Annotated in this window: 20 protein-coding genes; 10 read left to right on the top strand and 10 right to left on the bottom strand. The window is 67.6% G+C overall.

Annotated elements, in window-relative coordinates; genetic code table 11:
* The first annotated feature begins 64 nt into the window (after nucleotides 1–64).
* Nucleotides 65–925 carry an RNA polymerase sigma factor RpoH gene (rpoH, locus tag VFG40_RS06650; protein WP_324896183.1) on the top strand — a complete coding sequence of 287 codons (861 nt, stop codon included), beginning with the start codon at nucleotides 65–67 and terminating at the stop codon, nucleotides 923–925.
* Nucleotides 926–1,019: 94 nt separating this feature from the next.
* On the opposite strand, the gene tal is transcribed toward rpoH, so the two are convergent.
* From tal to VFG40_RS06635, 3 genes are all read right to left on the bottom strand, one after another.
* Nucleotides 1,020–1,973, bottom strand: a complete 954-nt coding sequence (gene tal, locus VFG40_RS06645) for a transaldolase (protein ID WP_324896181.1) — start codon at nucleotides 1,971–1,973, stop codon at nucleotides 1,020–1,022.
* Between the two features lie 80 nt (nucleotides 1,974–2,053).
* On the bottom strand, nucleotides 2,054–4,225 hold the full coding sequence (locus VFG40_RS06640) for a primosomal protein N' (protein WP_324896179.1): 2,172 nt from the start codon (nucleotides 4,223–4,225) through the stop codon (nucleotides 2,054–2,056).
* Nucleotides 4,226–4,652: 427 nt separating this feature from the next.
* A complete protein-coding gene (locus VFG40_RS06635; RefSeq protein WP_324896177.1) occupies nucleotides 4,653–5,831 on the bottom strand; it encodes a DUF3667 domain-containing protein in 1,179 nt (392 codons plus the stop codon).
* 109 nt (nucleotides 5,832–5,940) lie between these two features.
* On the opposite strand from VFG40_RS06635, the gene VFG40_RS06630 reads away from it, so the two are divergent.
* Together VFG40_RS06630 and sppA are read left to right on the top strand one after the other, a co-directional pair.
* Nucleotides 5,941–7,383, top strand: coding sequence for an MATE family efflux transporter (locus tag VFG40_RS06630; RefSeq protein ID WP_324896175.1), 1,443 nt, complete (start codon nucleotides 5,941–5,943; stop codon nucleotides 7,381–7,383).
* Between the two features lie 25 nt (nucleotides 7,384–7,408).
* Nucleotides 7,409–9,277, top strand: coding sequence for a signal peptide peptidase SppA (gene sppA, locus VFG40_RS06625; RefSeq protein WP_324896173.1), 1,869 nt, complete (start codon nucleotides 7,409–7,411; stop codon nucleotides 9,275–9,277).
* 39 nt (nucleotides 9,278–9,316) lie between these two features.
* On the opposite strand, the gene VFG40_RS06620 is transcribed toward sppA, so the two are convergent.
* Entirely contained in the window at nucleotides 9,317–9,541 is a 225-nt protein-coding gene (locus tag VFG40_RS06620) for a hypothetical protein (protein WP_324896171.1), read from the bottom strand.
* A gap of 96 nt (nucleotides 9,542–9,637) precedes the next feature.
* Between VFG40_RS06620 and VFG40_RS06615 the strand changes: the two genes are divergently transcribed.
* A complete protein-coding gene (locus tag VFG40_RS06615) occupies nucleotides 9,638–10,420 on the top strand; it encodes an SDR family oxidoreductase (RefSeq protein WP_324896169.1) in 783 nt (260 codons plus the stop codon).
* Between the two features lie 207 nt (nucleotides 10,421–10,627).
* On the opposite strand, the gene VFG40_RS06610 is transcribed toward VFG40_RS06615, so the two are convergent.
* Nucleotides 10,628–11,290, bottom strand: coding sequence for a DUF4124 domain-containing protein (locus VFG40_RS06610; RefSeq protein ID WP_324896168.1), 663 nt, complete (start codon nucleotides 11,288–11,290; stop codon nucleotides 10,628–10,630).
* Between the two features lie 30 nt (nucleotides 11,291–11,320).
* Nucleotides 11,321–12,265 carry a DegV family protein gene (locus VFG40_RS06605; protein ID WP_324896166.1) on the bottom strand — a complete coding sequence of 315 codons (945 nt, stop codon included), beginning with the start codon at nucleotides 12,263–12,265 and terminating at the stop codon, nucleotides 11,321–11,323.
* A gap of 327 nt (nucleotides 12,266–12,592) precedes the next feature.
* Between VFG40_RS06605 and VFG40_RS06600 the strand changes: the two genes are divergently transcribed.
* The 3 genes from VFG40_RS06600 to VFG40_RS06590 all read left to right on the top strand — a co-directional run bounded on the left by VFG40_RS06600 (nucleotide 12,593) and on the right by VFG40_RS06590 (nucleotide 18,385).
* Complete coding sequence (locus VFG40_RS06600) at nucleotides 12,593–13,378, top strand: AMP nucleosidase (RefSeq protein ID WP_324896164.1); 786 nt, start codon at nucleotides 12,593–12,595, stop codon at nucleotides 13,376–13,378.
* Between the two features lie 164 nt (nucleotides 13,379–13,542).
* A complete protein-coding gene (locus tag VFG40_RS06595) occupies nucleotides 13,543–16,473 on the top strand; it encodes a TonB-dependent receptor plug domain-containing protein (protein WP_324896161.1) in 2,931 nt (976 codons plus the stop codon).
* 82 nt (nucleotides 16,474–16,555) lie between these two features.
* Nucleotides 16,556–18,385, top strand: coding sequence for a sulfotransferase (locus VFG40_RS06590; protein ID WP_324896159.1), 1,830 nt, complete (start codon nucleotides 16,556–16,558; stop codon nucleotides 18,383–18,385).
* A gap of 3 nt (nucleotides 18,386–18,388) precedes the next feature.
* On the opposite strand, the gene VFG40_RS06585 is transcribed toward VFG40_RS06590, so the two are convergent.
* Entirely contained in the window at nucleotides 18,389–19,936 is a 1,548-nt protein-coding gene (locus VFG40_RS06585; protein WP_324896157.1) for a tetratricopeptide repeat-containing sulfotransferase family protein, read from the bottom strand.
* The gene (locus tag VFG40_RS06580) at nucleotides 19,929–21,536 is read right to left on the bottom strand and encodes a tetratricopeptide repeat-containing sulfotransferase family protein (protein ID WP_324896155.1); all 1,608 of its coding nucleotides are present in this window, start codon (nucleotides 21,534–21,536) and stop codon (nucleotides 19,929–19,931) included. The genes VFG40_RS06585 and VFG40_RS06580 overlap by 8 nt, the downstream gene beginning before the upstream one ends.
* A gap of 170 nt (nucleotides 21,537–21,706) precedes the next feature.
* Between VFG40_RS06580 and VFG40_RS06575 the strand changes: the two genes are divergently transcribed.
* On the top strand, nucleotides 21,707–22,978 hold the full coding sequence (locus tag VFG40_RS06575; protein ID WP_324896153.1) for an aspartyl/asparaginyl beta-hydroxylase domain-containing protein: 1,272 nt from the start codon (nucleotides 21,707–21,709) through the stop codon (nucleotides 22,976–22,978).
* A 78-nt stretch (nucleotides 22,979–23,056) separates the two neighbouring features.
* Here the strand turns inward: VFG40_RS06575 and grxD are convergent, their stop codons facing one another.
* Entirely contained in the window at nucleotides 23,057–23,977 is a 921-nt protein-coding gene (grxD, locus tag VFG40_RS06570; RefSeq protein WP_324896151.1) for a Grx4 family monothiol glutaredoxin, read from the bottom strand.
* Between the two features lie 103 nt (nucleotides 23,978–24,080).
* Here grxD and VFG40_RS06565 point away from each other — a divergent pair, with 103 nt between their 5' ends.
* On the top strand, nucleotides 24,081–24,764 hold the full coding sequence (locus tag VFG40_RS06565; protein ID WP_324896149.1) for a TetR/AcrR family transcriptional regulator: 684 nt from the start codon (nucleotides 24,081–24,083) through the stop codon (nucleotides 24,762–24,764).
* The gene (locus VFG40_RS06560) at nucleotides 24,761–25,546 is read left to right on the top strand and encodes an SDR family NAD(P)-dependent oxidoreductase (RefSeq protein WP_324896147.1); all 786 of its coding nucleotides are present in this window, start codon (nucleotides 24,761–24,763) and stop codon (nucleotides 25,544–25,546) included. Before VFG40_RS06565 ends, VFG40_RS06560 begins: the two co-directional genes overlap by 4 nt.
* Here the strand turns inward: VFG40_RS06560 and VFG40_RS06555 are convergent, their stop codons facing one another.
* The gene (locus VFG40_RS06555) at nucleotides 25,547–26,404 is read right to left on the bottom strand and encodes a UDP-2,3-diacylglucosamine diphosphatase (RefSeq protein ID WP_324896145.1); all 858 of its coding nucleotides are present in this window, start codon (nucleotides 26,402–26,404) and stop codon (nucleotides 25,547–25,549) included.
* Between the last annotated feature and the right edge of the window lie 9 nt (nucleotides 26,405–26,413).

Below are 26,413 nucleotides of genomic sequence, written 5' to 3'. Positions count from 1 at the left end.
GTGCCGGTCTTAGCACTCAAAGTACCCGAGTGCTAAGCTGCATCCCATCTAGGAGGTTCCGCTCATGTCACAGGCCTTGGTCACCGCCAACATTCCGGTACCCAGCGTCGTCGGTAGTCTCGATGCCTACATTTCGGCCGTGCACCGCATTCCGGTGCTGAGCCAGGATGAGGAGCAGGCACTTTCGCGCAGCTATCTCGAAGAGAGCGATCTGTCGTCGGCCAAGAAGCTGGTGATGTCGCACCTGCGCTTCGTCGTGCACGTGGCCCGTGGCTACAGCGGCTACGGCCTGCAGCTCGCCGACCTCATCCAGGAAGGCAACATCGGCCTGATGAAGGCGGTCAAGCGCTTCGACCCGGACCAGGGTGTGCGCCTGGTCAGCTTTGCGGTGCACTGGATCCGCGCCGAGATGCACGAGTTCATCCTCAAGAACTGGCGCATCGTCAAGGTTGCGACCACCAAGGCGCAGCGCAAGCTGTTCTTCAACCTGCGCAAGAGCAAGAAGCGCCTGGGCTGGATGAACGCCGAAGAGGTGCGCACGGTGGCGAAGGATCTGGGCGTGCCCGAGGCGACGGTTCGCGAGATGGAGTCGCGTTTGTCCGGTCGCGATATCGGATTCGAGCCGCTGAACGACGACGAGGATGCCAAGCCGGCGCCGGCGGCGTTCCTGGTGGACGATGGTGCCGACCCGTACGACAACGTGTCCGACGCCGATCAGTCCGACAACCAGATGGAGACCCTCTCGGCCGCGCTGGAGAAGCTGGACGACCGCTCGCGCGACATCATCCAGCGTCGCTGGCTCAACGACGACAAGGCCACGCTGCAGGACCTCGCCGACGAGTACGGCGTTTCCGCCGAGCGCATCCGGCAGGTCGAGGCCAATGCGATGAAGAAGATGCGCGGGTTGTTTGCCGCCGCGGCCTGATCGCCTGACGTTGTTGCTGGACTAAAAAACGGCCCCTGCAGGGGCCGTTTTTTTTGCCGGCGCGCGGCTACCGACGCCGTCCCATTGCTTGAAGCTACAGCTTCGCCGACAGCAGCTTCTCCAGTTTCAACTGGTCGGCAGCGAACTTGCGGATGCCGTCGGCCAGCTTGTCGGTGGCCATCGGATCTTCATTGTGACCCCAGCGGAACGCCGGCTCGCTGATCGGTCCGGGCCGCGGGGCCCGCTCGCCGTGATCGTCGAGCGCACGCGGCAGCGGGTCGTGGCTGGCATCGAGCTTCTCGAGCAGGTCGGGGCTGATGGTGAGGCGGTCGCAGCCGGCGAGTGCGCGAATCTGACCGGCGTTGCGGAAACTAGCCCCCATCACCACGGTCTCGAAGCCGTGGCGCTTGTACCAGTCGTAGATGCGGCGCACCGACTGCACGCCCGGATCCTGCTCCGGCTCGAACGACTCGGCGTCGGTATTGGCCACGTACCAGTCCATGATGCGACCCACGAACGGCGAGATGAGGTAGACCCCTGCCTCGGCGCAAGCGACTGCCTGCTCGAACGAGAACAGCAGCGTCAGGTTGCACTGGATGCCGCGCTTCTCCAGCTGTTCGGCCGCGCGGATGCCGGCCCAGGTGGACGCGATCTTGATCAGGATCCGCTCGCGCTTCACCCCCGCATCTTCGTACAAGCCGATCAGCCGCTCGGCCTTGGCGATGGTGGCGTCGGTGTCGAAGGACAGGCGAGCGTCCACCTCGGTCGAGACGCGGCCCGGCACCAGCTCGAGAATCTTGCGGCCCACCGCCACTGCCAGGTGGTCGCCGGCGTCGGTGATCTGCCGGTCGCGATCGTTGCCGCGGCCCTTGGCCCAGTGCACCGCCTCATCGAGCAGGGGCGCATAGGCGGAAATACCGGCAGCCTTGAGCAGCAGCGAGGGATTGGTGGTGGCATCGACCGGCTTGTAGCGGGCAATCGCCTCGATGTCGCCGGTGTCGGCGACCACGGTGGTGTACTGGCGGAGTTGTTCGAGCTGCGATGGCATGGGACCTCCTGACGTCAGTCCCCGATTATAGGCGGTGCCGGTGGCGGCCCCGTGATGCGCGCAATCGTCGGAAGCTCGAGTCAGTACAGGTCGATGGGGTCGACGTCCAGCGACCACCTCACCCTTCGTGCCGCCGGCAGCCGACCCAGCTCGCGGTGCCATGGTCGCGCCAGTGCGTGCAGCACGCTGCGCGTGTGCGACTCCAGCAGCAGCTGGCCACGGTGCCGTCCAGCCCGCAGCGGCATCGGCGCGGGCATGGGGCCGGCCAGCGACAGCGGATGCCCGAGTGGCAGCGCGGCGGCGGCCGCCGCGAGGAACGTATCCACAGCGACGCGTTCATGCGCTTCGGCGCGCAGCAGGATCTGGTGCGTGTACGGCGGCAGGCCGATCTGCTTGCGCTCGGCCAGCAACGTGGCGGCGGCGGCGCCATAGCCGTGGGCCAGCAGGCCGCGCAGCAGGGGGTTGTCGGGGTGGTGGGTCTGCAGCAGCACGCGGCCCGGTTTGGCTGCCCGTCCGGCGCGTCCGGCCACCTGCACCACCAGCTGCGCCAGGCGTTCCGCCGCGCGGAAGTCGATGCTGTGCAGGCCCTCGTCCACGCCCACGATCGCCACCAGCGTGAGGTTGGGAAGGTCGTGGCCCTTGGCCAGCATCTGCGTGCCCACCAGGATCGCCGGCGCGTCATGCCGCAGGCCCTCGAGCAGTTGTTCGAAAGCATCGCGCCGCCGGGTGGTCTCCCGATCGATGCGCAACACCGGCACGTCCGGGAACAGGTCGGTGAGCGCATCCTCCAGCCGCTCGGTGCCGTGGCCTTGTGGCCACAGCGCGCCCGCGCCGCAGGCGGGGCAGGCCGCTGGCACCCGCGCGCGGTGATCGCAGTGATGGCAGCGAAGCTGGCGCTGGCCCGCGTGCAGGGTCAGCGGCCGCTCGCAGCGGGGGCAGTCGGCATGCCATCCGCAGGCGTGGCACAGCAGCACCGGCGCATAGCCGCGGCGGTTGCGGAACACCAGGACCTGCTCGCCGCGCGCCACCGTGTCGCGCACCGCGGCCTGCAGCGCCGGGGACAGGCCGTGGTCCAGATGCTGCGAGCGGACGTCGACGATCTGTACCTGTGGCGGATGCAGCGCCGCCGGTCGCGCGCGCAGCTTCAGCCGCAGGTAGCGTCCGCTCTCCACGTTGGCAAGCGACTCCAGCGACGGCGTGGCGCTGCCCAGCACGATCGGCACACCCAGCGCGCGCGCGCGGACCAGCGCCAGGTCGCGCGCGTGGTAGCGGAACCCGTCCTGCTGCTTGTAGGCCGCGTCGTGCTCCTCGTCCACGACGATCAGGCCCGCCTGGGGCAATGGGGTGAAGACTGCCGACCGCGTGCCCAGCACCACCCGTGCCTCGCCGCTGCGCGCGCGCAGCCAGGCGCGCGCGCGATCGCCTTCGGACAGGTTCGAATGCAGCACTTCCACTGCAACGCCCAGCCCCTCCCGCAACCGCCGCAGGGTCTGTGGCGCGAGGCCGATCTCCGGCACCAGCAGCAGGCTCTGCCGGCCTTCAGCAAGCGCCTGCTCGATCAGCGCCAGATACACCTCGGTCTTGCCGCTGCCGGTCACCCCGTCGAGAAGAAACGGCTGGAAACGGTCTCGCTGCGCCGACACGGCCTCCACGGCCTGCACCTGTTCGGGACTGAGCGACAGCGGCGTATCGGCGGGGATGGCTTCGGGGCTGGGCGCATCGTGCCGCTCGATCAGGCCGGCACCGGCCAGCCGCCGCGCTGCCGCCCGCCAGCCCGGCATGCGCTCGGCAAGCGTATCGGCGCGTTGCGGCCCGCCATTCAGCAGGCCGAGCAGGGCCTGGCTTGCCCCGCGACGCGTGCCGGCGGCACCGGCCTGCGCGCCCGCAACCGTCAATCGCCAGTACTCCTCGCGGGTATCCGGCCACGGGCGCGGTTCGCGCAAGGCCAGCGGCAGCGCGTTGGCGTAAGCCTCGCCCGGGGCGCCGAGCCAGTAATCCGCCGCCCAGGCCAGTGTCTGCATCAGCTCGCGATCGAGCAGCGGCGCATCATCGAGCAGCCGTTCGACCGCTTTCAGCCGGGTCGGGTCGACTGCGGCCTCGATCGCGGGATCGACCACCACCCCGACCTTGCGGCCACGCCCGAACGGCACCAGCACGCGGCTGCCGGCACACGCCTCGCCGTGCGCAGGCGGCAGGTAGTCGAATAGCGTTGGCAACGGAACAGGGAGGGCGACGCGAACGACGGTGGGCATGGCAACCTCGTGGCGCACCAGTGTAGCCGGCGGCTGCTCCCGACCGAATCGGGCGGGGTTGTCACCACTGGCGTTGCCGCACCGGATCTTGCCCCGTGTTGCTTGCTCGGGATCGAGAAAGAAGGGGTAAGTCGCGTCTCCCGGGCACTTTTTTCGCTTATCCACAGTTGCTGTGGATAACTCTGTGGACGTGGCGGGGAGGGGGTGGCTTCAACCCCCATGGCGGCGGCCTTCACGACGCCATGGACAAGTTTTAGCCAGTAAGAAAAAAGCTTTCTTATCAATAACTTGAAAATTCCGGTCGGCGCGCCTTCACATGCTTGAAACCCTCAGCCGCGATGGCTTGACAGTCCCGTGACGCTGTGCAAAACCGCCGGCAAGCGCCGTGGATACGCCGGTCAAGCCCGGCAAAAGTGTGACGCAGGCCTCAGTGGGAAAGCGTCAGCGCCGCACTCAGCACCAGCGCGAAAGTCAGCAGCCACAGGTAGCACCAGCCGACGACCAGATACTTCACGATGGTCATCGGCCAGCCCTGGCGATAGATGCGCTTCTGCATCAGCAGCAGATAGATCGGCACCCAGATGGCGAGCGCCCACTCCAGCAGGTGCACCGGCCCGGCAGCGCAGGTCGCAATGGTGGCCAGCCAGCCTTCGAGCAGCGCCAGCAGCACGGCCAGCAGCAGCGCCAGGAAGAGGAAGGCGTGACTGTGCAGCGCCACGATCAGGTGCTCCATGTAGAGCCGGCGCCGGAACACATACAGCACCTTCAGCAGCAGCGCGAACAGCGGCAGCATCAGGAACAAGACCTGTGGCAATGACGAGAACAGCTGCCCGACCAGCCGTTCCCGGGTGGCCAGGGAGGCCTCGCCGTCGTCGGCAAGCGCGGCCACGTTCGCGTGCATGTGCTCCAGCGCCGCCGTCAGGCGTCGGTTCACGAAGCCGGGCAACCAGCCAATCTGGACCGGATGTGCCTTCGCGTCCCATTCGCCGCTGAAGAAGCTCGTTGCGCCGTCGGCGCGGACAAGATTCACGTGTGAATGGGTGGTGCCTGTCGATGCGGTGGCCTGCTTGCCTTCATGTGCCAGTTCCGCCAGGCGGTCGGCCGCCTCGGTGCGGACGCGCGCTTCCTGCGCGCCCAGTGCGGCGAGCGCGACGGCGTTGCTGCCGGCCTTCTGTCGCTGGGCGCCGATGGCCGCGACCCGGCGGTCGAGCAGCTGCTGCACCTCCTGCGCCGAACCGGCCTGGTCGAACGGGGTGGACAGCACCACCGCATCGCGGGGCACGTCATCGCCATCGAGCGCGAGGTGGCAGACGAAGAACGCCAGCAGCGCCAGCACGAACATCAGCCGGAATGGCGCGATGTAGCGCATGCGCCGGCCGGAGAAGTACTCCAGGGTAAGAAAGCCCGGCTTTACCAGCAGCGGCGGCAGCGTGTGCACGATGCGCCCGTCCACGTGCAGCACCATGTCCATGGTGTCCTCCACCATGTGGTGCACCGGCTTGAGCACGCTGTGGATCGACTGGCCGCAGTGATGGCAGAACTCGCCCTGCATGGCGGTGCCGCAGTTGGCGCAGCTCACCTGGCTGAGGTGATCCAGCTCGTTCATTGATCGATCCCTTCCCCTGAGGCGTCAGATGGTGTCACAAGCCGGGGGCGGGAATCAGTCCGCCTGCGCGCCTCGGGTAGAATGCGCGGCCCTGCCGGTTTTTGATGTCATGAAAGCATTCCGTCCCGATCGCGCGCGGATGGCGCACGAGCTGGCCGCCACCGTGCGGCTCGCCCTGCCGCTGGTGCTTGCCCAGCTCGCCGCGATCGGCTCCAACGTCATCGATGCGCTCCTGTCGGGGCACTTCAGCACGCACGTGCTGGGCGCGGTGGCGGTGGGTACCAATGTGTGGTCGCTGGCGATCGTTACCGGCATCGGCCTGATGATGGCGCTGCCGCCGTCGGTGGCCCAGCTCGACGGCGCGGGGCAACGCCATGCGATCGGCGCGGTGTTCCGCCAGGCGTTGTGGCTGGCGCTGATCACCGGCGTCGTGCTGTGGTTCGCGGCACGCCACGCCAGCCCGCTGTTCGCCTGGATCGGAGTGACGCCGGACCTGCGCCAGGACGTCGACGCGTTCCTGCACGCGATCAGCTGGGGCGCGCCGGCGCTGACCTGCTACTTCGCCCTGCGTGGCCTGTCCGAAGGCCTCTCGCTGACCCGCCCGTCGATGTTCTTCAGCCTCGGCGGCCTGATGCTGCTGGTGCCGCTGGGCTATGTGTTCATGTACGGCAAGCTCGGCCTGCCGCCGCAGGGCGCGCGCGGCTGCGGCCTGGCCACGGCACTGGTGCTGTGGCTCGAACTGGCAGCGTTCGCCACATATGTGCTGCGTCACCGCAACTACCGCGGTTTGGGCCTGCTGGACCGGTTCGAATGGCCGGCGTGGCGGCGCATCGGCGACCTCTTGCACGTGGGCGTGCCGATGGCGGTGAGCCTGCTGGCGGAGGCGGGGCTGTTCGTCGCCGTGGCGCTGGGCATCAGCCGCCTCGGCGACGACGTGGTGGCCAGCCATCAGGTGGCGATCAACGTCGCGTCGCTGTTCTTCATGGTGCCGCTGGGCCTGGCGATGGCAATCACGGTGCGGGTGGGCAACGCGGTGGGTCGTGGCGACGCACGCGGCGTACGCTACGCCGGCTTCTGCGGCATCGGGCTGAGCCTTGTCACCCAGTTGCTCTCCGCAGTGGTCATGTTCGGACTGCCGCACCAGATCGCGTCGCTCTACACGGAGCAGGCCAACGTGGTGGATCTGGCGGCGCAGCTGCTGCTGCTGGCGGGCGTGTTCCAGTTCTCCGACGGTATCCAGGTAGCCTCGAATGGCGCCCTGCGGGGACTTAAGGACACCCGCGTACCGATGGCGATCACCCTGTTCGCCTACTGGGGCGTGGGCATGCCGGTGGGCTGGTGGCTGGCGTTTCATCGCGGGCTGGGCGCCCGCGGCATGTGGATGGGGCTGATCGCCGGCTTGAGCGTGTCGGCGGTGATGTTGTTCGTGCGCTTCTGGCGCAGCGCGTGGCGCCAGCGCTGGGCGACCGGTGCGGCGCTCGACCACGCCCGCCCTGACCATCCACACATGACCGCACCGGTGCAAGCCGGTACGCTGCCGATCGATCCGTGAACCCCCTTTCGTACAGGATGCCCGCATGACCGCGTCACGCCCCAATGGCTTCTGGGCATTCCTCCGCGTCTTCGGCCGCGGCATCAACGTGGTGCGGCTGGTGATCATCAACGTGGTGTTTTTCGGCCTGCTGCTGATCGTGTTGCTGGCGGTGATTGGCGTCACCGCCGGGCGTCGCGCCGGCCTTGGCCTGGAGCAGGACTCGGTGCTGGTGCTCAAGCCTGAGGGCCGGCTGGTGGAGCAGTTCAGCATCGCGCCGCTGCAGCGGGTGATGGCCGGCCTGTCCGGCGAGGAGCCCAAGGAAGTGCAGGTGCGCGATCTGGTGCGCGCGATCGACGCCGCGGCCACCGACAAGCACATCACGCGCATTCTGCTGCTACCCGACCAGCTGCAGGCTGGCGGCTTTGCCGCGCTGCGGGAGGTGGGTGCGGCGCTGGACCGTTTCCGTGCGGCAGGCAAGCCGGTGGTCGCCTGGGGCGTCAACTACGACCAGAGCCAGTACTACCTGGCGGCGCATGCCGATCGCCTGCTGGTCGACCCGCAGGGCGGCGTGATGATCACCGGGCTGGCCAATTACCGGCTGTTCTACAAGGACCTGCTGGACAAGCTAGGGGTGCAGGTGCACCTGTTCCGCGTGGGTCAGTTCAAGAGCGCCGCCGAGCCTTACATCCTCGATCATGCCTCGCCCGAGGCGAAGGAAGCCGACCGCTTCTGGATGGGCGGGCTGTGGGACCGCTACATCGACACCGTGGCGCAGCTGCGCAAGATCGAGCCCGCCGCGTTGCGCAGCGATATCGACAACCTGCCCGAGAACATCGGCACCACCCACGGCAACCTGGCCGAGCTTTCGCGCCAGGAGCATCTGGTTGACGGTCTCGCCACCGAGGCCGACGTCGAGACGATGATGCGGCGCGAAGGCGTGCCGGCCGGCCGCCAGGGGCGCGGCTTCCGCTCGGTCGGCTTCTCGCGCTACGTGGCTCAGCTGCCGGACGACACCGATGCACTGTTCAAGCCGGGCATCGCGGTGGTGGTCGCCGAAGGCGAGATCAGCGGCGGCAAGCAGCCGCAGGGGTCGATCGGCGGCGAGTCCACCGCCGCACTCATCCGCGCCGCACGCGAGGACAAGAAGACCAAGGCACTGGTGCTGCGGGTGAACTCGCCCGGCGGCGAGGTGTACGCCGCCGAGCAGATCCGCCGTGAGGTGGAGCTCACCCGCAAGGCCGGCATCCCGGTCGTGGTCTCGATGGGCGACGTGGCGGCCAGCGGCGGCTACTGGATCTCGATGAATGCGGACCGCATCTTTGCCGAACCCAACACCATCACCGGCTCGATCGGCATCTTCGGCATGTACTACTCCATCCCCGAGACGCTGGCCAAGATCGGCGTGCAGAGCGACGGCGTAGGCACCGGTCCGATGGCCGGCGCGTTCGACATCACCCGTCCACTCGATCCCAAGGTCGGCGCGGTGATCCAGGCGATCATCGAGAAAGGCTATCGCGACTTCGTCGGTGGCGTGGCGAAGGCCCGCGGCAAGGATTACGACGCCGTCGACGCGATCGCGCAGGGGCGGGTATGGACCGGCGCACAGGCGCTGGATCGCGGGCTGGTCGATCAGCTGGGCGGGCTGGACGCCGCACTGGCCTTCGCCGCCGAGAAGGCCGGCCTGGGCAAGCATCCGCCGGTGCGCTACGTCGAGCAGCCGCTGGGTGGGTTCGAGCGCTTCATGGTCGGACTCAACCAGGGCGCGGCGGTGCAATTGGCGCAGAGCTACGGCCTGCACCTGCCGGCATGGATGGCGGCGCTGCCCCGGGCCTTGCCGGAGCTGAAGCTGCTGCGCCAGGCCCAGGCGGGCCGGCCGAACGTTTACGCCTACTGCTTCTGCGCCCCGCGCTGAGGCCAATCACACTCGGCACAGCGGGCGCCAGCGGCCGGCCTAGTGTTCCTGCTGCTCCAGCTGGGCGCGCTGCTCCGCCGCCTGATGGTCCACGGCTTTCTGGACGTCTGCTGCGCGCTGCTCGGTTTTCTTCATGTCGTCCCAGGGTGTCGCTACCGGGGCCGGCTTCGCCGTCTCTGGTGCCTGCGGCGCGGGCGGCTTGCCGGAACAGGCGCACAACAGCGTAAGCAGTGACCAGGCGAGCAGCGAGCGGCGCAGTGCCATGGAAGGATTCCCCGGGAAAGATGCCGCAGTGTCCCGCCGCCACGCGCCCGCAGCAAGCGACTGGTCGGGCTTGCTGCGCCGTTCTAAGCTCGTGACATGAATACCCGCATCGACGCATGGCAGCTGCAGGGCCACACCGCGCTGATCACCGGCGCCAGCAAGGGCATCGGTTACGCCACCGCGCGCGAACTTGCCGGGCTGGGTGCCGACCTGCTGCTGGCAGCCCGCGACGAGGATCATCTGGAGCAGGTGCGCACCGAGCTGGAAGATGATTTTCCCGGCATTCGGGTGCTGGCCTTCGGCGCCGACCTCGCCGAGCCGGAGGAGCGGCTGGCCGTCTTCGACTGGATCGCCGATCTGGGCGCACCGCTCTCGCTGCTGGTAAACAACGCCGGCGGCAACCAGTCGCTTGCCACACTGGACTACCGCGCGGAGAGCTATCGGGCGATCTTCGAGCAAAACCTGTTCTCGGCGTTCGAGATGTGTCGGCTCGCGCATCCGCAACTGGTGCAACACGCGCATGCGGCGATCGTCAACGTCGGCTCGGTGTCAGGCATCACGCACGTGCGGACCGGTGCGCCTTACGGCATGAGCAAGGCGGCGCTGCACCAGCTCACCCGCAACCTGGCCGCCGAATGGGCAGTCGACGGCATCCGCGTGAATGCAGTGGCACCCTGGTACATCCGCACGCAGCGCACCGATGGTGCGCTGGCCGATCCGGACTACTTGGACGAAGTGCTCGACCACACTCCGCTGCGACGCATCGGCGAGCCGGAAGAGGTCGCTGCGGCGATTGCGTTCCTGTGTCTGCCCGCCGCCAGCTACATCACCGGGCAAGTGCTGGCGGTGGATGGCGGCTTCATCAGCTACGGATTCTGACGCGCCGGTTGTCCACAGCGACTGTGGACAGAGCGGGGACAACCCTGTGGAAGGGTGCCGCAAGCCCTTGCCGGGCAATGTCTTTCACCAGTGTGATGCGAATGTCAGCAGGCACAAGCAAACTCGCGAGCAGCGTACGGCGCGCCCTGTGGACAACCCTGTGGGTAGGCAGTCGCGACGCCGGGCATGTGTCGAGTCCCGTCCTGGTCAGCCCGGGCAACCGACCAGTTGCGCCTGCAGGGTTTGCTCGCGCTTCTCGAACGGCGCGCGCTCACTCTTGAAGGCCTGGCGCAGCTGCTGCTCGTTCTTGTCGTAGGCATCCTGCAATGCCGCGCAGGTTTCCTCCGGACTGAGTTCGCGGCACTGGTCCTGCACCCATACATAGTTGTTCGCGACCAGGCCGCTGGTGACCTTGCCACGGTTGAGCTCCGGGGCCGAGGCACCGGCGCCTCCGGTGCCTCCGGTGCCGTAGGCCGACCCCAGCGGCTGCGGCACGGCTCCGAGCATCCCGAAAGGTGCCTGATAGGGAGCGGGGTTGCCGTTGTCGCTCAGGTACGACTTGCCGTCCGTTGCCCGCTGGCAGCCGAACATCACCGGCAGCGGCGCGCTTGGCGGGGCGGGCGGCGAGGGTGGCGGGGCCTCCTGCGGCGGCGGCGCTATCGAGGTCGCCGCAGCGGGGACCGTCAACGGCTCGTCCGGCAGCTGGATCGGCTGCTGCTTCTGCTGCCGCGGACACGGCGCATCCTGGTAGGTGACGGCGCCGCCCGTATCGGTGCACTTGTAGACCGTGGTGGCGACGGCGGGCCGCAGCAGCACGAGCATGCCGATGCCGAGCAGGCAGGCGAAGACCGGGGCGTGGCGGATGCGCATGCGACTGATGCTACGGCCTTTCGGGGCTGATCAGAACTCCGCCACGTGTTCTTCGGCGGCAAAGCCCACCACCAGTGCGCCCTCGCCTACATTGACCATGCCCGTAATGCTCATCGGTGCCACCATCAACTCCACCTTGCACTCCTCGCAGGCGGCGCGCAGCGTCTCGTAGCCCGGCAGCTTGGGCACATCGTCCAGATCGCCGCCGTAGCTCAGGCAGACGGCCGGAACCAGCAACCCGGCATGGACGCGCTTGACCACGTAGTCGAACAGCATCTCGACCCCGTGCTCGAATCCGCGCACCTTACCCACCGGGCTGGTTTCGCCGCGGTAACCGCGCAGCAGGGGCTTGATGTCCAGCGCCGAGCCCATCACCGCGCTGAACAGGCCGACACTGCGGTCGCCCTTGGTCTTGGCCCGCGCGCGCAGGTAGAACAGGTCGCGCGGCAGCATGTAGCCGTAGGAATTGTTGGCGATGTAGGTGAGTCGCTCGCGTATCGCGGCGGGCGTCTCGCCACTCTTGAACAGCCGGGTCGCCTCGATGATCGCTGGCGCGGCGCCGGCGAACAAGGTGCGGGTATCGATCACCCGCATCAGGAAGGGGCCGGGCATGGTGGTCTGGTCGCGCACCTCGCGGTAGTGCTTGAGCACCGCGAAGCTGGCCTTGATCACATGATCGTTGATCGGGCTGCGCGTGGCGGTGATGGTGAGACAGAAGACGCAATCCTTCTCCAGCACCAGCTTGCCCAGGAACAGTTTCTGCACGTCCTCCACCGAGCATGGTTCGGTGGAAGCGGAATGGCTGCGGCTACCCATCTTGAGGTCGAAGAAGCGCTTGATCTCGGCAGGGTCGCGGTTGTCCTTGAATGTGTCCTTGTCGATGCGAACCGCGATCGGCATCACCGCGATATCGTGTTCCTCGAGAAATGCCTGCGGAAGATCGCAGGAAGCATCGATGGCCAGGCCCATGCGCATAACTGTCACCCCTCCGGAAGGCGCGCAAAACATACCACGCGCCTTCGTGCTGTGAAGTGGCCCGCAATCCGGGCCGTCAAGGGCTTATCGGCATCCGCCCTGGCGGGCTTGAACCGTTGTCGCTACGGGGCCAGCCGAGTGGTCGCCGAATAGCCGCACACCTGCACTTACGATCCGGGGCCTGGGCCGGATGCGGGTGACGGCCGTGGGGTCGCTGGCGGCGTCGCGCGGGCCGCTTCTAGAATGCGCTCACTCAACTGGCATCGTGCCGACGTGGCGTCGTCGGTAACGCGCAGCCGCTCGGCTGCGCCGACCTCAAGGGGTCCCATGAAAGACAAGCAAGAGATCGTTTCCAACTGGCTGCCGCGATATACCGGCACTCCGCTGGAGGAATTCGGCGAGCACATCCTGCTGACCAACTTCGGTCACTACGTGGAGCTGTTCGCGCAGTGGCACGGAGTCGACGTGCGGGGCCGTGATCGCCCCATGCCCAATGCCACGGCCGACGGCATCACCCTGATCAACTTCGGCATGGGTAGCCCCAACGCCGCCACCGTGATGGACCTGCTCAGCGCGATCGGACCGAAGGCGGCGCTGTTCCTGGGCAAGTGTGGCGGCCTCAAGAAAAAGAACGCGATCGGTGACCTGGTGCTGCCGATCGCGGCGATTCGCGGCGAGGGCACATCCAATGATTACCTGCTGCCGGAGGTGCCGGCGCTGCCGGCGTTCCAGCTTCAGCGCAGCGTGTCGACGATGATCCGCGATCTGGGCTACGACTACTGGACCGGCACCGTGTACACCACCAATCGTCGCGTGTGGGAGCACGACGAAGCATTCAAGGATTACCTGCGCCGGACCCGCTGCATGGCGGTGGACATGGAGACGGCGACGATCTTCGCGGCCGGCTTCGCCAACAAGATCCCCTGCGGCGCGCTGCTGCTGGTATCGGACCAGCCGATGATCCCCGAGGGCGTGAAGACCGAGGCCAGCGACCGCCAGGTCACGGGCCAGTTCGTCGAGCGGCATATCCGCATCGGCATCGAGGCGCTCAAGCTGGTCCGTCGACACGGCCGCAGTGTGAAGCACCTGCGTTTCGAGGAGGAGCTCGAATAGCCATCGTCCCGGGGCGAGTCCTCCTCGCCGAAAAAGTTCCCTCGCGATTGACCGGATGTAAGAAAAGCGTGATAAAGAGCCGCGGTAACAGGTAGCAAAAAACATACGTTCTTACGCAACACCCCACAGTACCTGCTGTTTTCTCGATTCCCCGGGAGGGTCCAATGAATACCCCTATCAACAAGATGACCGCCGCTGTGCGGACGTCGCTGACCGTTGGCGCCGTGCTCGCCGCCGGCTTTGCCATGCCGGCTTTCGCCCAGGACGCGGCACAGCCGCAGTCGGCGGACCAGAAAGATGCGACCACCCTGCAGACCATCACGGTCACGGGCTCGCACATCCGTCGTGTCGACCTGGAGACCTCCAACCCGGTCGTGACCATTGATGCCGCGCAGATCAAGGCGACCGGCAAGCTGACGCTGGGCGACATCGTTCAGCAACTGCCTGCGGTGACTGGCGGCAACGTCAACCCGCAGGTCAACAACGCCGGCGGCACCGGTGGCAGCAGCATCGGCCTGCGTGGTCTGGGCAGCCAGCGCACGCTGGTCCTGATCGACGGCAAGCGCATCATCAATACCGACCCGAACTCGATTCCGGCCGACATGATCGAGCGCATCGAAGTGCTGACCGACGGCGCATCCTCGGTGTATGGCTCCGATGCAATTGGTGGCGTAGTCAACTTCATTCTTAAGAAGGACTACCAGGGCGCGCAGTTCACCGTGAACTACGGCCAGTCCAGTCACGCCGACGGACGCTCGAAGGGCTACACCTTCACGTTCGGCCAGACGTCCGACAAGGGCAGCATCATGGGCGGCGTCGACTACAACAAGACCGAGGCCGTGCTCGCCAAGAACCGCGACTTCTCCAAGAACTCGGTCTCCATCTACGGCAGCAGCCAGACCCCGATCTACAGCTACATCGGCGGCTCCAGCTTCCCCGCCTACGGCAACATCCAGCTGCCGACGCAGTACCAGGCGCAGTACGGCTGCACCAACGTGGCGCTCAACCCCGGCGCGAGCGGCCAGAACATCGCCACCGATTACCACTGCTTCACCAACGCCGACAAGTACAACTACGCCACGGTCAACCTGATCCAGACCCCGCAGGAGCGAACCAGCCTGTGGTTGAAGGGCACCTATGACCTGGGCGAGCACGTTCAGGCCTACATGGACGCCTACCACAATAAGACCAGCTCGGGCTTCCAGCTTGCGCCGGCGCTGCTGGGCAGCCTGTATGGTGCGGTGATCTCGGCGGACAGCTACTACAACCCGTTCGGCGAGGAATATTCCTCGGCTGGACTGGACTACCGTGCACGCCTCGTGTCGGCCGGCAACCGTGCAGCCAACTTCGGCACCACGACGGACCAGATCCACACCGGCTTCAAGGGTGATTTCACCCTTCTCGACCACGACTGGAACTGGGACGTGGGCATGGGTTATGGCCATTTCTCGCAGCAGACGATCACGCGCGGCCTGCCGAACCAGGACAAGATCAACGCCGCGCTCGGGCCGTCGTTCCTCGATACCGATGGCACCGTGAAGTGCGGCACCCCGGGCGACGTGATCAGCGGTTGCACGCCGTTCAATCCGTTCAACTTGTTCGATCCCAACTCGGTGGCCGCTCTGCAGGCGGTGGCCGTGCCTGCGATCAGCAACCAGTTCAACATCGAGCGGACCTACTCCGCTGACGTCAACGGCGGCTTGTTCGATCTGCCGGCCGGCACGGTCCAGATCGCTGGTGGCCTGTCGTACCGCAAGGAGTACACCCGCTCGGAAATCGACCCGCTCCTGCTGATCGATCCGGCCACGGGCAACTGCACCCTGGGCAGCCAGTGCTCGTCGCCGCTGCGTGGCGGCTACAACGTGAAGGAAGCCTACGCCGAGGTGTTCGTTCCGGTGCTGTCGGACATGCCGTTTGCCCAGGCGCTGAACATCACCATCGGTGATCGCTACTCGAAGTACAGCACCTTCGGCAGCACCAACAACACCAAGTTCGCGGTGGAGTATCGCCCGATCACCGACCTGCTGCTGCGCGGCACGGTGTCCGAAGTGTTCCGCGCGCCGACCATCGGTGACGTCTACGGCGCCCCGATCAGCGATGCGCCGAAGCTCAGCAGCGATCCGTGCGATGGCATCACCACTGCCGGTAATCCCGCCTGCGTGGGCGTACCCACCGACGGCAGCTTCCAGGACAAGAACGTTGCGCTGGGGCAGCAGATCAAGGGCGTGACGTCCGGTTCGCAGTACGCTGGCTTCCCGCTGGGGCCGGAGCAGGGCAAGTCGTTCGACGTGGGCTTCGTCTACTCGCCGAACTACGTGCAGGGCCTCTCGCTCAGCGCCGACTTCTGGCACCTGTACCTGAATGACACGATCTCCGCTATCGGTGCGCAGACCGTGCTGGACCTCTGCTACAACGGCGCCACCCAGTACTGCCCGCTGATCAGTCGCTTCCCGACCGGCAGCGCCAACCCGGGCGAGATCGCGCAGATCGTCGAGCCGACCGGCAACCTGGGCCGCACCGACGTGTCAGGCGTGGACTTCTCGGCCCGCTACAAGCTGCCGGAGTTCTCCTTCGGCAACTTCGTGGTCGGTCTGGACGCCACCTACCTGTCGCGTTACGACCAGCAGACGGCACCCGGCACCGATGCCAACACCACGTTCCACGATGCCGGCCATTTCCAGCCGTTCGGTTCCAGTCAGGCGTCGACTTGCCCCAGCGGTGGCGGCGTGTGCCTGTTCCCGCGCTGGCGCGGCAACAGCTTCGTGAACTGGAACATGGGCGACTGGAGTGCCTCCTGGCGCATGCGCTACATCGGCGCGTTCCGCAACGGCTCGCTCAGCCCGTCGCAGGACACGAATCCGGTGCAGGGTCTGCCGGGCGTGCAGTTCAAGTACGGCGCCACGATCTACAACGACGTGTCGGTCGGCTACAACTACGAGCCGCTCAACACCCGCGTTGATCTGGGCGTGAACAACCTGTTCGACAAGCAGCCGCCGTTCCTCTACGCCAACAACACGCTCAATGCCAACACCGATCCGAGCGACTTCGATCTGCAGGGCCGCTACTACTGGGCTCGCGTGACCGTGTCGTTCTGATTGACTGCGCTGCACTGAGTAGCTGAAGCTGACCGGCCGCGCGGGGCAACCCGCGCGGCCTTTTCTTTGGACCTTATCCGACGTGATCAACGATATTCTCAGCGCGCTGCAAGCGGGTCATCCTGCCGAGGCAGAGCGACTGGCCAGGCTGGCTTTGACCGAGAGCCCCGGCCACCCGGATCTGCGCCTCTTCCTTGCCCTTTCAGTGCAACGGCAGGGGCGCGCGGAAGAAGCGCTGGATCTTTATGCCGCGCTCGCTGCAGATCACCCTTCGGAATCGTTGCACTGGGGCAACTACGCCACGGCGCTGCGTGAAGCCGGGCAGCCGCAGGCGGCGGAAGCCGCTTACGTGCGTGCGATCGAACTGGCGCCTGACAACATCGAGCAGCTGGCCAATCTCGGCCTCCTGCAGCTTGAGCGCAAGCAATTCCAGGCCGCGCGGGACACCTTCCTGCGGGCCCATGTGCGCGATCCGGCCTCACCGGCGATGCGCATCCATGCAGCCCGGGCCTGCTCGGCGTGCCGCGACTCGCGCGCCGAGGAGCTGCTGAGGCCATGGCGCGAGTGGACCACCCTCGACGATGCGCTGCAGCTGGAGCTGGCGGACCTGCAGCTGGTGCTGGGCGAAGCGAACATCGCTCGCGTGCTGCTGGAAGAATTGCTGGTGCGATCGCCGGAGCACCTGCCGGCCCGGCTGTTGCTGGCGGCCGTGTACGAGCGCGTCAACGATCTCGACGGCAGTGCGCGCCTGCTCGACCAGGTGGAGCGAGATCATGCCGCTCTTGATGCGGAGGCGCGGCTGGAGATCACGCATCAGCGAGCCAAGCTGGCGTTGCGGCGGGGAGAGAGCGATCTTGCGCGTACTCTTCTGCAGCAGGCCGGTCCACGCACGCCCGATGACTATGCGCACTTCTTCACGCTGGCCGAGGCCTGCGACAAGCTGCGCGACTACGCTGGTGCGATCGATGCGCTGCGTGAAGCCCACGCGCGCCAGATCGACGAGCTGAAGCTCAACGCGCCGCGTCGGTTCGATCCGGGTGCACCCGTGTTGCCAGCGGCAGTGGAGCGGATCGATGCCGCGGCGTTCGCACGCTGGCCAAAGCTCCAGTCGCCAGACAGCGCGCACTCTCCCGTCTTCATCGTCGGCTTTCCCCGCTCTGGCACGACCCTGCTCGAACTGATGCTCGACGCCCATCCGGCATTGCAATCGATGGACGAGCGGCCGTTCTTCACGATCCTCTCCGATCAGCTGGCCGACTACGGCATCGTCGTTCCACAAGACCTGCACAAGCTCGACCAGCACGCGTGCGACGAGTTGCGCAAAGGCTACGTGAGCCTAGTGTGCTCGAAGATCCAGCGGCGCTGGAGTGCGCAGCTGGTGGACAAGAATCCGCTCAACATGCTGTGGCTGCCGTTGATTTACCGGATGTTCCCGGAAGCGAAGTTCATCCTCGCGCTGCGGCACCCTTGCGACGTGTTGATCAGCAACTACATGCAGAACTTCCGCGCCGCGGTGCTGGCCGTGGCGTGCGCTTCGCCCGAGAAGCTGGCGACCGCCTACGTCACCGCGATGGAATGCTGGCTTCACGACGTGGCGCTGTTCCAGCCCAACGTGTTCGTCTCGCGCTATGAAGACCTGGTGGCGGACCCGGCGACGCAGACACGGCGCATCGCCGACTTTCTCGGGCTGGAAGACGCCGCGCCACTGTTGCAGTTCGACCGGCACGCGCGCGACAAGGGCTTCATTGCCACGCCGAGTTACGCCCAGGTGACCCAGCCGGTGAATCGCAGGGGGCTCGATCGCTGGAGGCGCTACCGGGACCTGCTGGCTCCGGCACTGCCGGTTCTGGAGCCGATGCTTCGTCACTGGGGTTACTCGGCGAGCGAAGCGGGCGATCCTGCCGCGGACTGATCCTCAGTCGGTCGGCAGCCGCGCCAGTTCGGGTACCAGCTGCGCGTAGTTGCGCCAGCGCTGAACCGAACGTCGATGCACCGGCTGACGAACCTGCCAGAGACTCGCGGTGCTGATGGCGCGCGGCGCCTCGTCCACGGCCCCGCCCGCGCCGTCGGTGGGCAGTCGCAACCACTGGGCTATCGACTCGATACAGCCGGCGGTATCGTCCACCAGTTCCTCGTAGCGCACCTCGCGAACCGCAAGCGGATAACGCCGTTGCCAGTGCGCCATCAGTCGGCGCGAGCCCTGGATGGCGCAGGCGATGTCGGCGAAGTCGAAGGCGAAGTCCTGTGTCCCCGGGTGGAACGACTGCATCCACAGCGAGAGGGCGGTATCGCGCGGGTCGCGGCGGCAGTGGATGATCCGCGCCTGCGGGAACAGGGCGAGGATCAGGTCCACGTGCAGGTAGTTGTGCGGCTGTTTGTCGATATACCAGCGTGCCGCAGCGTCGTCCTGCACCAGCTGCGCTTCATAGGAGCGTGCGATCGCCTCCATCTGCGCTGAGCGCTCGTGTACCGACGTCACGCTTGCCAGCCGGGCAGCCAGGGTCGGCAGCCACGGCAACTCGCCCCGGTGCCGCACCAGGGCATGCCGCGCCAGTTGCTCGGCCAGCAGAGTGCTGCCGGAGCGCGGCATGCCGACAATGAACACCGGTGTCCATGGACGGGGATCCGAGTGCAGCGCCGGCGGCTCCGGCCGGGTCAGGCGCATCTCCACGCTGCGCCGCCACTGTTTGCGATTCCATGGATGGCGCTCGTGCACCAGGCGGTTGGCGTCGGCCCATGCGGCGGCCGCTCGCGCATGCTCTCCGAGGTCGTCTCGGGCCTTTCCCAGTGCGAACAGCAACCCGCTGCGGGCATGTGCGCTGAGCCCGCCCTGCGTCAGCAGGCGCTCGAACAGTGCGATGTCCGGGTGCTCGGGGTCGCAGTAGCGCTGCAGGCCGGCCAGCCCCAGCGGCACGTGCCACTCCAGCGCAAGCGACGTGCCGGCCAGCGCCGCCTGCTGATGCTGGCGGGCCTCCTCGAACCGGCCGAGTTGGGCAGCCAGTGCACCGGCATGCGCTCGCAGCCGGGGGTCATCTCCGCCCGCGGCGAAGACATCAAGGCACAGTTCCAGTGCATCGGCCTGGCGGCCGCAGTCGTCGAGCAACTCGACCGCGTCGATGCGCTGTCCCATGGTGGGGCGGCCAGTACGGCAGGCGCCGAGCAGGATCTCCCCAGCCGACCGCATCTGTCCGGCCTCGCGCAAGCTGCGCGCCAGCATCAGTGCGGCCGGCACGTGGCCCGGGCTGTGGTCGAGCACGCGCCGAAGCCGGAACGCCGCCTCGGCGCTGTCGCCGAGGCGGGCGGCGACTCCGGCCCGCGCCAGTGCAAGTTCGTCGGACTGCGGATGTGCCGCCATCGCGTCGTCCAGCGTCGCCGCGGCATGTGCCAGATTGCCCTGCAGCAGCTGTGTCTGCGCCCGCTGCAGGGCGCGCTGTGCATCGGCGATCGCGCCGGGTTCAGTCATGCCTCGTGCACTCTGCCGCGCCGCATGCCGACCACGGTGGCAGGTCCAGCGCACGGCGAAGGGGATCGAGCAAGGCGCCATAGCGCTGGCTGTGGACTGTGTCCTGGCGCAGCGGCTGGCGGACCTGGTCGGCGCTGGGCGAGCGCACGGCACGCCGGGTCTCGTGGAAGCGCAGGCAGGCCTCATCGAAGGGCAGGTCGCAGAATGCCAGCAGGGCGCGGATGCGCGCCTGCGGTGACGCCAGCAGCGCCTCGTACTCGTGTACGGTCACGGCCTGGGGGTAGCGCTGCACCAGCCGCTCAAGACTGCGGTCGCAGTCGTGCCAGAACCGGGCAAGATCGTCGAAGTCGCGGGTGTACTCGTTGTTGTCCAGTCGCTGTCGGTAGCACGAGAAGCATGTTTCCAGCGCATCCCGCCGGCAGCCGACCACGTGCGCGCCCGGCAGCATCGCGCGGATCGCGTCGGCGTAGATCCAGTTGCTCGGCAGCTTGTCGGTCGAGCGCGGTCGGTGCCGGCGCCAGCGGGCCGTGCGTTCGAGATAACGCCGGCCCAGTCGAGCCCAGTCAGCCGGCTGCATCTGCGGTACCCAGCGTGGGAATGGTTGTCCGCGCCGGCGTGACTCTTCGGCCAGCACCTGCGGCAGGTCGGGCAGTTCGCCCGTACCTTCCACCAGTGGATGCGATGCCAGGATCTGCTCGACCAGCGTCGAGCCCGAGCGGGGCATGCCGACGATGAAGATCAGCTCCTGCCCGAGAGTGCGATCGTCAGCGCCGGCCGGCGGCGGATCGAATGCGGCGGCAAGCGCGGTGATTGCCGCGGAGTAGGCCGCGCCATGCCACGGCTGGCGGCGGCGGGCGATCGCGTTGGCCGTCGCGAGGGCCTGCAACGACTCGGCCGGTCGGCCCAGGTCGTCCAGCGCGCGGGCCAGTGCGAAGCCGATGGCGATGCGGTCATCGTCCGAGGCACGCGGTTCGCGCTGTGCTGTCTGCATCGCGTCCACGTCGGATGCGGCCATGCGAGTGGTCTTGAGATCGGCCAAACCCCACCAGGCCATGCCGCTCCACGGACGGTCGACGAGTACGCGGCGATATTCGGCAGCGGCCTGCGCCGACTCGCCGCGCATGCGCAGCAGGTCGGCCAGCAGGGCTCGCGCGTCGCTGGCGTCCCGATCGTGCTGCACGGCCTTGCGAAGTGCCGCTTCCGCTTCATCGTTTCGCACGCTACGGGTCAGCATGACGCCGAGGTTGTACCAGGCCAGTGCCATCTCCGGCTGCAGGCTGCACGCGGTTTGCAGCGCCTCGATGGCGCCGTCGTAGTCGCCGGCCTGGCCGAGCAGGGTCGCCAGCGTGTTGAGGTAGGCGGGATCCTGCGGGCGCTGTGCAAGCGCGAGCCGCATGGCGGCAACCGCCTCTGCGTGGCGCCCCTGCATGCCAAGGATGCCGGCGTGCAGGCGCTGCACCTCCGGATGATCAGGGCATCGCTCAAGCAGTGTCGCAATGCCTGCGAGCGCTGCGTCGAGCCGGCCGGCGTCCAGTGCCGAGCCCACTGCAGACGCGGTGCTGACGAGGTCGGGGGTGAGGCCGTCCAATCGTGCCGGCATCCGGGCTCCGTGGCGTGTTGACGAGGGTGCATTTCCAGCGGGGTGGCTATTATGCCCGCTCATCCATGATCCGCTGCGCCGCACGCGCGGGCCATGGCACGGCCCTCGGAGCAGCTTTGATGAATTCCTCTCTCTCCCGCGATCCGGCATCTCTGCGAGAAGCCGCACGCATGCAGCTGAAGGAAGGCCTGTTCGCAGCCGCGGAGGCGAGCTATCGGGCGCTGCTCGAGCTGGTGGCTGACGACGCCGATGCATTGCTTTTCCTGGCCGACCGTGAACTGACCCGCCGCAATGCGCCGCAGGCCATGATGCTGCTCAGCCGCGCGGAGCGGGCTCATCCTTCGCATGCGGGGGTGGCCCACCAGCTCGGTTGTGCGCAGCTCGCCGTCGGCGATTTCGAGGCCGCGGCTGCGCATTTGCACCGTGCCCTGGCGCTGGCGCCGCGGATGTTCCTCGCTCGGCTCCGATTGGGCATCGCGCTGGAGCAGCTCGGGCGGCCAGACGAGGCGCTGCGGGCCTTCTTCATGGCGGTGCGCAGTGCCCAGGAGCAGGGCCGCTGGCTCAGTGACGCCACTACGGCACCGGCGCTGCGCGAGCCGGTGAAGTACGCGATGAACTACGCCAACGTGGGGCGCAAGCGGCTGTTCGACGTGGCGCTGGAGCCACTGCGCGAGCGTTACGGACGTTCGGAGTTGCGACGTGTGGACCGCGCATTGGCGATCCATCTGGGGCTTGAGGCGATGCCGGCGATCGATCCGAGGCAGCGTCCGCTGTTCCTGTATTTCCCCGAGGTGCCCAGCCAGCCGTTCTATCCGCGCCAGCGTTTTCCGTGGCACGAGGCGCTGGAGGCCGGCGCAGCAGGGGTGCGTGAAGAGCTGCTGGCAGTGCTTGCGGGCGAGCAGCCGCTGGAGTCTTTTCTTGGCGTGGACGATCCGGCGCAGGCGCAGTCGATGCTCGGTGCGTCGCCTGGTCATGATGCCGCCTGGGATGCCTACTTCTTCCACCGCCACGGTGCGCGTTATGACGCGCACTGCGCCGCTTGCCCCCGCACCAGCGCCCTGCTCGATGCTGCGCCGCTGGTGCGGATCCGCGGCCATGCGCCGGAGGCGCTGTTCTCGGTGCTGCGGCCGGGCACGCACATCCTGCCGCACCGTGGCGTCACCAACACACGGCTGGTCACCCATCTGCCGCTGATCGTGCCGGCCGACTGCGCATTGCGCGTGGGCGGGCAGGTCCATGCGTGGCGGGAAGGAAGCTGCGTCACTTTCGACGACACCTTCGAGCACGAGGCCTGGAACCGCAGCGAGGCCACCCGCGTGGTGCTGATCCTGGATAGCTGGAATCCCGATCTCACCGCGGCGGAACAGGCGGCGGTGACGGATCTTGTCCAGGCGATCGGTGATTTCAATGCAGCGTGCGAGCTGCCTGCGGCGTCTACCTGAGCGACGCTGGCACCTGCCAAGACAAACGGCGCCCCAGGGCGCCGTTTGTCTGAATCGAACCACGCGTCGCAACGCGACTCAGTAGCGCGGAACGCTGGGGTCGATTTCCGCGGCCCAGGCGTCCATGCCGCCTTCGACGTTGAACAGCTGGCTGAAGCCGTGGGCCGCGAAGCGCTCGGCAGCGGCGCGGCTGGAGACGCCGTGGTGGCAGATGAAGGCGATGGGGGCGTCCTTGGGCAGGGCGGCGAGGGTATCACCTTCCTCGTCCAGCACACGCGCCTGCGCAAGCGGCGCGGCCTGCGCACGGCCGCTGGCCGGGCGCACGTCGACGAGGGTGATGTCGCCGGCCGCCAGGCGCTGTTGCAGCTCCTGCACGGTCAGCGACTTGATCTCCTGCGCGCCGGGGAACTTGAGGCTCAATCCCTCGCCCTGAACGGTGGACACCCAGTCGATCACGATGCCCTTCGCGCGCCGCGCGCTGGCCGGGTCGAAATGGATCTCCAGGCCGTTGGACACCGCAATGATGTCGTGGTCGCCCGCCGGGGCCAGCTGGAAGCCGGCGCTGTGGTCCGGACCAATCTCCAGGTGAATCGCCACGCCCTGGGCCTCTGCCGTGCCCTGGCGGATCATCTGCGCGGCCTTGTCGGTGATGGTGATCTCCGGCGGCGTGCGGTCTGGTGCCGCGGCGCCGAACAGCGTGTGCAGTTCGCCGCTGGTGTACATCTGGCGAATGATGTCCGAGCCGCCGACCAGCTCGCCTTCGACGTAGAGCTGCGGGATGGTGGGCCACTCGCCGTAGATCTTGATGCCCTCGCGAATCTCCGGGTCTTCCAGCACGTTGACGGTGTGGTAGTCGCCCAGCAGCTCGTTGAGCGTGTTGGTGGCCGCGGCCGAGAAGCCGCACATGGGCTGCTGGCGGTTGCCCTTCATGAACAGCACCACGCGGTGCGCGCTGAGCAGGGACTGGATGCGTTCGCGGGTCGCCGGATCGAGGGACATGCTGGTTTTTCCATGGGAGTACACAAGAGCGCTACATGGTAGCGCGGGCGCCTGATGGCAAGCCCTGCTTGCGTAGTGACCATGGGTCATTTATAAATGACCCGTGGTCACTAAAGCCCCCGCCGCGCCGGGCTCGCGCCGCCGCGCCGTCAGCGTGGACATGAAGGCGCAGCGACGTCGCGAGATCCTCGCCGCCGCGCTGCGCCTGCTCGAGCGCCAGCCGTACGAGATGATCACCATGAGCGCGGTGGCGGTGGCCGCGGGCGTAGCCAAGGGCACCACCTACCTTTATTTCCCCACGCGCGAGGCGCTGTTCCTCTCGCTGCTGGCCGAGCACTACGAGAACTGGTTCGACGCGCTGGATGCATACCGCGCGCCGTCGCCCCCCGCGGCGGATGCATGGACCGTCTGGGCGGCCAGGGAACTGGCGGCGCGACCGCTCTTCCTGCGCCTGGTGGCGGTGCTGCATGCCGTGCTTGAGACCAACGTTCCGGTGGACGAGGTGCTTGCCTTCAAACGCCGGCTGGCCGAGCGGGTCGCCCGCAGCGGCGGGGCACTGGAGCGGACGCTGGACCTGCCTGCCGGCTGTGGCACGCGGCTGCTGCTGTGGCTGCAGGCGATAGTGCCGGGGTTGGCGCAGATGGCCGCACCGCCGGCACCGCTGCACGCGGCGCTTCGGTCCGACCCCGCGCTGGCCGGCTTCCTGATCGATTTCGCCCCCGAGCTGCAGGCCCTGCTGGCGACGGTGGTGCGTGGCATGCAGGGCGCCGTGGGGTCTTCGACATGACGGTTTCCCTCGAGCGGCGCACCGCGCTCGTCACCGGTGCATCCAGCGGGCTGGGCATCGAGTTCGCCCGCGAGCTGGCCGCGCGCGGCGCAGTACTGATCCTGGCGGCGCGCAGCGAGGCGCCGATGCAGGCGCTGGCCAGCGAGCTGCGCGCGGCCGGCGCCACCGTGCACGTGCGCTGCGTGGATCTGGCCGACGCCGTGGCCCGCGAAGCGTTCGCCGCGCAGCTGGAGCGCGATGGCCTGACGGTGGACGTGCTGGTGAACAACGCCGGCTTCGGCGTGTTCGGTCCGTTTGCCGACACCGAGTGGGAACGGCTCGATGCCATGCTGGCGGTCGACGTGGTGGCGCTTACCCACCTCACCCGGCTGTTCGTGCCGGCGATGCGCTCGCGCGGGTTTGGCCGCGTGCTGCAGGTGGCCTCCACCGGGGCATTCCAGCCGACTCCCACCTACGCCGCCTACGCGGCGGCGAAGAGCTACGTGCTGCAGCTTTCGCATGCGCTGGACGTGGAGCTTCGCGGTACCGGCGTGCGCTGCACGGTGGTCTCGCCCGGGGTGACCGCAACGCAGTTCTTCGCCGTGGCCGGCCAGCGCCCCACCTGGTATCAGCGCCTCACCCGCATGCAGGCGTCGACCGTGGCGCGGCAGGGCGTGGCCGCCATGCTCGGCGGGCGCAGCGGCATCATCACCGGCTGGGCCAACGCGGTGATGGCGCACGCCACGCGGTTGATGCCGCGCGGGCTGTCGGCGCGGGTCGCTGGCGTGCTGATGCGCAACTGATCACGCTGCCGGACGCAGTGCGGCCAGATCACGCCGGCGGCTCGCCAGCGGCGCCATGGCCAGCGCGGTAGCGGGCGAGGGCAGCACCAGCTCGCGACTGGCGCGGCCCAGCGCCGTGCGCTGCTCGCTCCAGTGGATCAGCTCCATCGCGCCGGTGTGGTCCTCCACCAGCGCGGTGCAATGTTCCACCCAGTCGCCGTCGTTGAGGTAGAGCACGCCGTCGATATCGCGGACCTGGCCGAAGTGGATATGGCCGCAGATGTGGCCGTCGAACCCGCGCTCGCGGGCATCGGCAGCCACCCGCTCCTCGTAGGCGCGGATGTACGCCAGCGCCTTGCCCACGTGCGACTTCACGATGATCGACAGCGGCAGGTACGGCATGTCCATGCGCCGACGCCATGCGTTGACGCGGCGGTTGCTCCAGCAGATGAAGCGATGCATCGCCTCGCCCAGGTGCAGCATCCAGCCGCGGCCGACGTGTTCGGGGTCGAATTCGTCACCGTGGCTGACCCGGTAGCGGCGCCCGTCGGCGCCCTCGTGAACGGCATCCAGCGCGATGCGCACGCCGCCGAAGTCCTGCCCGGACAGTCCGCGCAGCGCCGCATCGTGGTTGCCGGGGATATAGGTCACGGCGACGCCGCGTCGGGCCATGGCGAGCACCTCGGCGACCACCGCGCCGTGATCCGGGTGCCAGCCCATCCGCTTGCCGAGTGCCTCCAGGTCGATGATGTCGCCTACCAGGTACAGCTGCTCGCAGCGCAGCTGGCGCAGGAAATCGAGCAGGTAGCGCGCCTTGCAGTCGGGCGTGCCCAGGTGCGCATCCGATATGAAGGCGCTGCGGCAGCGGAAGGTGGCCATGGCGTCGGT

The sequence above is a fragment of the Dyella sp. genome (assembly GCF_035685805.1).
Classification (GTDB): Bacteria; Pseudomonadota; Gammaproteobacteria; order Xanthomonadales; family Rhodanobacteraceae; genus Dyella_A.
Note: the sequence above shows the minus strand (reverse complement) of the source record. Positions and strands in the feature narration are given on the sequence as shown.

Excerpts from the sequence above, each read along its gene's own strand:
- rpoH (WP_324896183.1), top strand. The coding sequence starts at position 65 with ATGTCACAGGCCTTGGTCACCGCCAACATTCCGGTACCCAGCGTCGTC.
- tal (WP_324896181.1), bottom strand. The coding sequence starts at position 1,973 with ATGCCATCGCAGCTCGAACAACTCCGCCAGTACACCACCGTGGTCGCC.
- VFG40_RS06640 (WP_324896179.1), bottom strand. The coding sequence starts at position 4,225 with ATGCCCACCGTCGTTCGCGTCGCCCTCCCTGTTCCGTTGCCAACGCTA.
- VFG40_RS06635 (WP_324896177.1), bottom strand. The coding sequence starts at position 5,831 with ATGAACGAGCTGGATCACCTCAGCCAGGTGAGCTGCGCCAACTGCGGC.
- VFG40_RS06630 (WP_324896175.1), top strand. The coding sequence starts at position 5,941 with ATGAAAGCATTCCGTCCCGATCGCGCGCGGATGGCGCACGAGCTGGCC.
- sppA (WP_324896173.1), top strand. The coding sequence starts at position 7,409 with ATGACCGCGTCACGCCCCAATGGCTTCTGGGCATTCCTCCGCGTCTTC.
- VFG40_RS06620 (WP_324896171.1), bottom strand. The coding sequence starts at position 9,541 with ATGGCACTGCGCCGCTCGCTGCTCGCCTGGTCACTGCTTACGCTGTTG.
- VFG40_RS06615 (WP_324896169.1), top strand. The coding sequence starts at position 9,638 with ATGAATACCCGCATCGACGCATGGCAGCTGCAGGGCCACACCGCGCTG.
- VFG40_RS06610 (WP_324896168.1), bottom strand. The coding sequence starts at position 11,290 with ATGCGCATCCGCCACGCCCCGGTCTTCGCCTGCCTGCTCGGCATCGGC.
- VFG40_RS06605 (WP_324896166.1), bottom strand. The coding sequence starts at position 12,265 with ATGCGCATGGGCCTGGCCATCGATGCTTCCTGCGATCTTCCGCAGGCA.
- VFG40_RS06600 (WP_324896164.1), top strand. The coding sequence starts at position 12,593 with ATGAAAGACAAGCAAGAGATCGTTTCCAACTGGCTGCCGCGATATACC.
- VFG40_RS06595 (WP_324896161.1), top strand. The coding sequence starts at position 13,543 with ATGAATACCCCTATCAACAAGATGACCGCCGCTGTGCGGACGTCGCTG.
- VFG40_RS06585 (WP_324896157.1), bottom strand. The coding sequence starts at position 19,936 with ATGACTGAACCCGGCGCGATCGCCGATGCACAGCGCGCCCTGCAGCGG.
- VFG40_RS06580 (WP_324896155.1), bottom strand. The coding sequence starts at position 21,536 with ATGCCGGCACGATTGGACGGCCTCACCCCCGACCTCGTCAGCACCGCG.
- VFG40_RS06575 (WP_324896153.1), top strand. The coding sequence starts at position 21,707 with ATGCAGCTGAAGGAAGGCCTGTTCGCAGCCGCGGAGGCGAGCTATCGG.
- grxD (WP_324896151.1), bottom strand. The coding sequence starts at position 23,977 with ATGTCCCTCGATCCGGCGACCCGCGAACGCATCCAGTCCCTGCTCAGC.
- VFG40_RS06560 (WP_324896147.1), top strand. The coding sequence starts at position 24,761 with ATGACGGTTTCCCTCGAGCGGCGCACCGCGCTCGTCACCGGTGCATCC.
- VFG40_RS06555 (WP_324896145.1), bottom strand. The coding sequence starts at position 26,404 with ATGGCCACCTTCCGCTGCCGCAGCGCCTTCATATCGGATGCGCACCTG.